Consider the following 6,153-nt stretch of genomic DNA (forward strand, 5'->3'; position numbering starts at 1 on the left):
ACCATAAGTCGCCGTTACCTGAATAACGGATATACACCCCACCTCAGCAACAAAGCCTACGCCGTCTTCCCGGTATGGTTATTCAGCGAAATAACCTTGGTCTTCCCAATCCGGTGACGATAAATCTCACGCAGGTACTTGATCGCCTTCTTCACACAATCCCGCGACAGACGAATATCGTTGATCGACACAAACTTGTCCTTGTCGTTGATCAACTCACGATACTTCTTCTCGTACATCGGCTTGATCGCATACCAGTTGGTATCCAGGATCTTCGCCGGGTTCTCGAACTCGTTGAGCAGCTCATCAATCCGGTCTTCATCAAAATCCTCATGGATGATGAAATCCAGGATCGAATTATCCAGGGTGTCATCAAACCGATACGGATTACGCGCAAAACAGCGCTTGATAAATGCCACGATCAACGTCAAAAAATCATCCGACAGGCACGGGCTTTTAGCGATCAAGGTCGTGAGCGACAAGTTGGCCGACGCCCCGATCACCAGCGCATACCGTTTGAGCGTCGTATTGGGAAACAGGCTGTTGAGGTGCGTCTTGAGGCGATTCAGGTCCATATAGGACAGCTTGTAATCCTTGGGCAACGACACAATCGACACCACCGACGAGCAGTTCTTGAAGAAGTGCAAGTCATGCAACGCCGCCGCGTCATAGCCGGAATTCTTGTACTGCTCCAGGGAGGCCTTGTACCGCTTGGACTCAATCGGCAACAGGCTGATGCCTTCGATCGCCTGGGTCACCTTGTTGAAGTGCGGCAGATCAATGGAACGGAAAAACAAGTCGTCGATGTTCAGCCGCTGCGGCTCTTTTTCGAACACCTTGAACTTGTCGCTCGAAGGCGCCGGCGTTTCCGGCACCACCGATTCGGCATAGGCAATCGCCACCGGGCCAGCCAGGCTCATGAACAGGTCGTTGGCATCCAGGCGGATGGTCTCGCCAATGTCGATCCCGGCGCGACGGAAGTAGTTCTGGTCGTAGTCGGTGGTAACCGCCTGGGCCGTCAGAATGTTGAAGATCTGCTGCGAGATGTACTGGTTGGCGTGCTTTTCCATGGCATTGACATCAATGTTCTGGATGTTGCCGTCATCGCTTTCCTCGGCGTAACGCATGATGTCGTTGGAGATCAGCATCATCGCGTTCCACGGTCGGATACGGCCTTTCACGCTGGCTTCGCTGCTGTCTTCATTGTCGAAGTTGTACGAGAAGTCCCATTCTTCCGACAGGTATTTGCACAACAGCCGCCCGGCGTTGATGTGCAGCGCCTCGGACATTTCGCTGCGGTGATCGGAGATGTTCGGCAGCACACAAATCCCGCTGGTGAAGATCGGCTCGAACACGAAGGCGTGACCGCTTTTGCTGTCGTGTTCGTCGGCAGGCTTGGTGTCGAACGTCTTGTTCATGTACGAGTGCTGCTGGGCCAGGCCGAACTCCGAGGCCATGCCTGAACCGGTACCGCCGCCGGCACTGAAGATCGAGAAGTACAGGCGCGACTGGTTGGCCTTGATGCCGCAGGAGTCGATCAGGTACGAGTGGATCATCTTCCAGTCGGGGCTGGAGAAGCGCTGGGTGTCTTTGTTGAGGATGATCTTGGCCAGGTACTGGCCGAGGATCGGCGCGTTACCGGCGCCGCCGGCATGGACTTCCGAGAGGTCCATGATTTTCATCTTGCTGTAGTCCCGCAGGAAACCGCTTTTCTCACCCTTGCGCGAGAAACGGATGCGCCCGGCAATGTCCTTGTCCAGGTCGCCCAGCATCACCAGCGGCTCGACCAGGAACACCGGTTTGGTGCCCTTGTTCGAACCCAGGCGCAGGTTGTTGCGAATCCACTGGGCGGGGCGGTAGCCCTTGTCGGTGGATTTGTCTTCGTTGCTGAATTCGTTGAGGTAGAACTTGCGGGCGTTGTACACCAGCTCTGCCACATCCAGGGCAATGTTGGAGCCACAGCGGCCCAGGCCGATCAGGCACACCGAGGGGAATTCCTGCTCATTGCGCAGTTCACCGTCGACTTCCAGGTGCGGTGCGCGCGGGAACACCATGTCGCGCAGGCCGTCGAGGTTGTCGAGGATGCGGTCGGTGTTGGTTTCGGTGAAGTACAGGTACTGCTGGGTGGCCAGTGGGCGGGCGGTGCTCAATGACTTTGAACCTGAGGGTTTTTCCGCAGGGGCTGTCAGCAACACGTCGGATACCGCAGTGGCAGAGTTATTTTTAGAAGTCATTGTGCGCCATGTGCCTGGACGGATGGCTGAGTAAGTATCAAATAGCCATCACAGAATGAGAGATCGCGACTTTACAGTGCGTCCTGGTCCTGGGCGATAGGGTTTAACCCTAGGGTTTTAAGGGGAAAGCCTGGCCGGACTCTGATGAATCGGCCGTTCGTCGGGGTTCTTTAGTGAAATGATGGCGATTTGCCAAATAAACGGCGTCAGCGAATTGGCCGAACGATGGACGCCGGGCCCGCACGGCCCGAAGGCGGGTCTTTCGGCGCGGGGTCACCCCCCGTCAGGCCCAGCAGGCTGAACAGGTTGTTCTGGTCCAGGCTGTTGATCACCGCGCTGATATCACTCAACGGCACCGCAGCGCTGAGCAGGTAACCCTGAACAAAATCACAGCCGTGTTTTTGCACCACTTCAAATTGTTGCAGGGTTTCCACGCCCTCTGTCACCACCTGCAGGTGCAGGGTGTGGGCCATGCCGATAATGGCCTGGACGATCTCGATGTCGGCGTTCGACTTGGGGATATCCTGGATAAATGAACGGTCGATTTTCAAGGTGTTCAACGGCAGGCGCTTAAGGTAGGCGAGGGACGAGTAGCCGGTGCCGAAGTCGTCGATGGACAGCGACACGCCCAGGGCGCGGATTTGCCGCAGCAATGCCAGGGTGCTGCTGATATTGCCCATCAGCGCGTTCTCGGTTACTTCCAGTTCCAGACGATTGGCCGCGATCCCGCCGAAGCGCAGGGCGTTTTCGATCTCATCGGCCAACTCGTCACGCGTCAGGTTGAGGGCCGAGCAGTTCACGGCCATGACCAATTCAGTGTGGCCTTGCTCCGACAGCAGGCTCAGGTCGTGACAGGCCTGGCGCAGCACCCAGTGATCCAGTTCGGCAATCAGCCCGTTGCTTTCGGCAATGCCGATGAACCGGTCCGGGGTCAGCAGGCCATGTTGGGGGTGTTGCCAGCGCACCAGGGCTTCGAGGCGCGTGACCCTGCCTTTTTTCAGGTCAAGTATCGGTTGGTAAAACAGCACCAACTCGTTCTTGCCCCGCAGTGCGGCGCGCAGTTCCTCTTCCAGCTGCAGTTCCAGGAAGGCCCGGGTTTTCAGGTTGGAGCTGAAGAAGTTCAGGCTGTTACGCCCGGCATCCTTGGACTGATACAGCGCCAGGTCAGCGGTCTTCAGCAGCTCTTCGCTGGTTTTGCCGTCTTCGGGAAACAGGCTGATGCCGATGCTGGTGGTCATCACCATGCGCCGGCCGGCCAGTTCGATGGGGTCTTTCATTTTCTGCATGATGCGCTGGGCCATGTGCCGCGCTTCATCGCGGTGATGGATGCTGATCAGGATGCAGAATTCGTCACCGCCAAACCGCGCGACCACGTCGTCATGGCTGCGCACCGAGCTTTTGATATGGCCGGCCAGCACCGTCAGCAGTTCGTCGCCGGCGTCATGGCCGAGGCTGTCGTTGATGCGCTTGAAGTGGTCGATATCCAGGAAGATCACCGCCAGCATGCCGTCGGTGGCGGTTTTTTCCGCGAGCTTCTCGGCGAAGATCTGGTTGAAACCACGGCGGTTGAGCAGGGTGGTCAGGGCATCGTAATGCGCCACCTGTTGCAGCGAGGCGCGGGCCTGGTCCAGTTCGGTGAGCAGGGCGTTGACCCGGCGCAGGTCGGTTTCCTTGTGTTGCAGCTTCTTGTCCGCGAGGGCAGCACTGATGCTGCTGCCAATCACCAGCAGGGCGATGACCGCCACCAGCAGCCCCAGTTGGACCGGGTTGTTGTCCACCGGCAGTGCCGACTGTACGAGGTCTTCGGGTACCAGCAGCTGCATGGCCGCCATGCCGGTGAAGTGCATGCTGATAATGCCCGCGCCAAGCACCAGGCTGGCCGCGTACTTGAGCAATTGATGGAACATGCCGGTGCCGTTGCGCAGGTACAGCGACAGCAGCAACGCCGCCAGGCTGGCGCCGATCGCGATCAACACAGAGGCGAGGAACAAGCCAGTCTCGAAATACACGCCCGCCTCGGAGCGCATGGCCGACATGCCCACGTAGTGCATCAGCGCAATACCCAGCCCCATCCACACCGACGCCAGCACATATTGGTGGGCGCGCAGCCTTGGATGACTGAGGGTTTGCATGGCGAACAGCGCCGCGATCAGGGCGATCAGCAGCGAGGCGAACGTCATGATCAATTCGTAGTGAATCGCGATAGGCGCCTGGAAGGCCAGCATGCTGATGAAGTGGGTCGACCAGATGCCGCCTGCCAGGCAGCCCGCGCCTACCCAGCGCCAGTGCCGTTGAGCCTTGGGGTTGTCGACATGGCCGACCCGCTCGGCCATGTCCAGGGTGCCGAAGCCCGCTGCACACGCCACTACATACGCCAGTAGCACCAGAAAGGGGTTATGACTGCAATTGAGTAATAAGTGCCCACTGTCCGGAAGGTCGGTAAAAAAATGCAAACCAAGCCATTCCATAGCATGTCCCGTCACAGAGTTTTAGTCTGACTGCGTCTTTCAGTATAGAGAGCGTGAGCGAGTTACAAGGATTGATGGCAGATTGCTTCTAATCATTTGGCGATGAGTTTATAAACAACTAGAACCAAATGATTAGGGATGACCGGCCGGGTCGCCCGATGGAGTGACATCAGACTTACGAATCATTACAGACAATCCCCACGAGGCTGACTAGATTGCAGGTTCCGGGCTCAGGATGCGTCTGGCATCGCGGCTCACATAACAATAAAAGAGACGGACCCATGCAGAACTCGACCCAAGCGGCGAATGCCTGGCGCATTCTGTTCCTGCTGTTCCTGGCCAACCTGTTCAACTTTTTCGACCGCACCATTCCCGCGATCATCATCGAGCCGATCCGCATGGAGTGGCACCTCAGCGACTTCCAGCTCGGGATCATCGGTACCGCGTTCACCATTGTTTATGCAATTGCCGGCTTGCCGCTGGGGCGCCTGGCCGATACCGGCTCGCGCAGCAAACTCATGGGCTGGGGCCTGGCGGCGTGGAGTGGCCTGACAGCGGTCAATGGTCTGGTGGGCAGTTTCTGGACCTTTTTGCTGGTGCGCATGGGCATCGGCATCGGCGAGGCCAGTTATGCGCCGGCGGCAAACTCGCTGATCGGTGACCTGTTTCCCGCCCACCGCCGTGCCCGGGCCATGGGGATCTTCATGCTGGGCCTGCCCTTGGGCCTGTTGCTGGCCTTCTTCACCATTGGTGCGATGGTCAAGGCGTTCGACAGCTGGCGTGCGCCATTCTTTATTGCCGCGGTGCCGGGGCTGATCCTTGCGGTGTTCATGTTCTACATCAAGGAACCCAAGCGCGGCGCGGCGGAAGCCGTGCAAGTCTCCCAGGAGAAAGTCGACCGGCCGATTCGCCGGGTGCTGGCGGTGCCGACATTCCTCTGGCTGGTGCTGGCCGGGTTGTGCTTCAACTTCGCCACCTATGCCTGCAACTCGTTCCTGGTGCCGATGCTGCAGCGCTATTTCCTGCTGCCGTTGCAGGATGCGGCAGTCGCCACCGGTGTCATCGTCGGTATTACCGGCCTGGTGGGCCTGACCCTGGGCGGCTGGATTGCCGACAAGATCCATCAACGCATCGCTAACGGCCGGCTGCTGTTCGCGGCGTGCAGTTTGATTATCTCTACAGTGACCACTGCCTGGGCGTTGCACGCGGGGCGGATCGAGATTGGTGTGTTTGTGGCGCTGTTCAGTGTCGGCTGGCTGTTTGCCTATAACTTCTACACCTGCGTGTACACGGCGATCCAGGACGTGGTCGAGCCGCGCCTGCGGGCGACGGCGATGGCATTGTTCTTCGCCGGCTTGTATTTGCTGGGCGGGGGCATGGGGCCGATTGTGGTGGGCGGGTTGTCGGATCATTTTGCCCATTCGGCGATGTATGCCGACGGTGCCCAGCAG

The 6,153-nt window shown here is 58.5% G+C and carries 3 protein-coding genes; 1 reads left to right on the top strand and 2 read right to left on the bottom strand.

Features of this window, described 5'->3' with window-relative positions; all coding sequences use genetic code 11:
- Positions 1–56: 56 nt before the first annotated feature.
- Both HX869_RS29535 and HX869_RS29540 read right to left on the bottom strand, forming a co-directional pair.
- The gene (locus HX869_RS29535) at positions 57–2,234 is read right to left on the bottom strand and encodes a hypothetical protein (protein ID WP_023659116.1); all 2,178 of its coding nucleotides are present in this window, start codon (positions 2,232–2,234) and stop codon (positions 57–59) included.
- 206 nt (positions 2,235–2,440) lie between these two features.
- Positions 2,441–4,702, bottom strand: coding sequence for a bifunctional diguanylate cyclase/phosphodiesterase (locus HX869_RS29540; protein WP_023659115.1), 2,262 nt, complete (start codon positions 4,700–4,702; stop codon positions 2,441–2,443).
- Positions 4,703–4,983: 281 nt separating this feature from the next.
- On the opposite strand from HX869_RS29540, the gene HX869_RS29545 reads away from it, so the two are divergent.
- Positions 4,984–6,153, top strand: a 1,170-nt coding sequence (locus tag HX869_RS29545) for an MFS transporter (protein ID WP_178904069.1), incomplete at its 3' end; no start/stop codon positions are given.

Source organism: Pseudomonas sp. P7779 (genome assembly GCF_013386315.1).
Taxonomy (GTDB): Bacteria; Pseudomonadota; Gammaproteobacteria; order Pseudomonadales; family Pseudomonadaceae; genus Aquipseudomonas.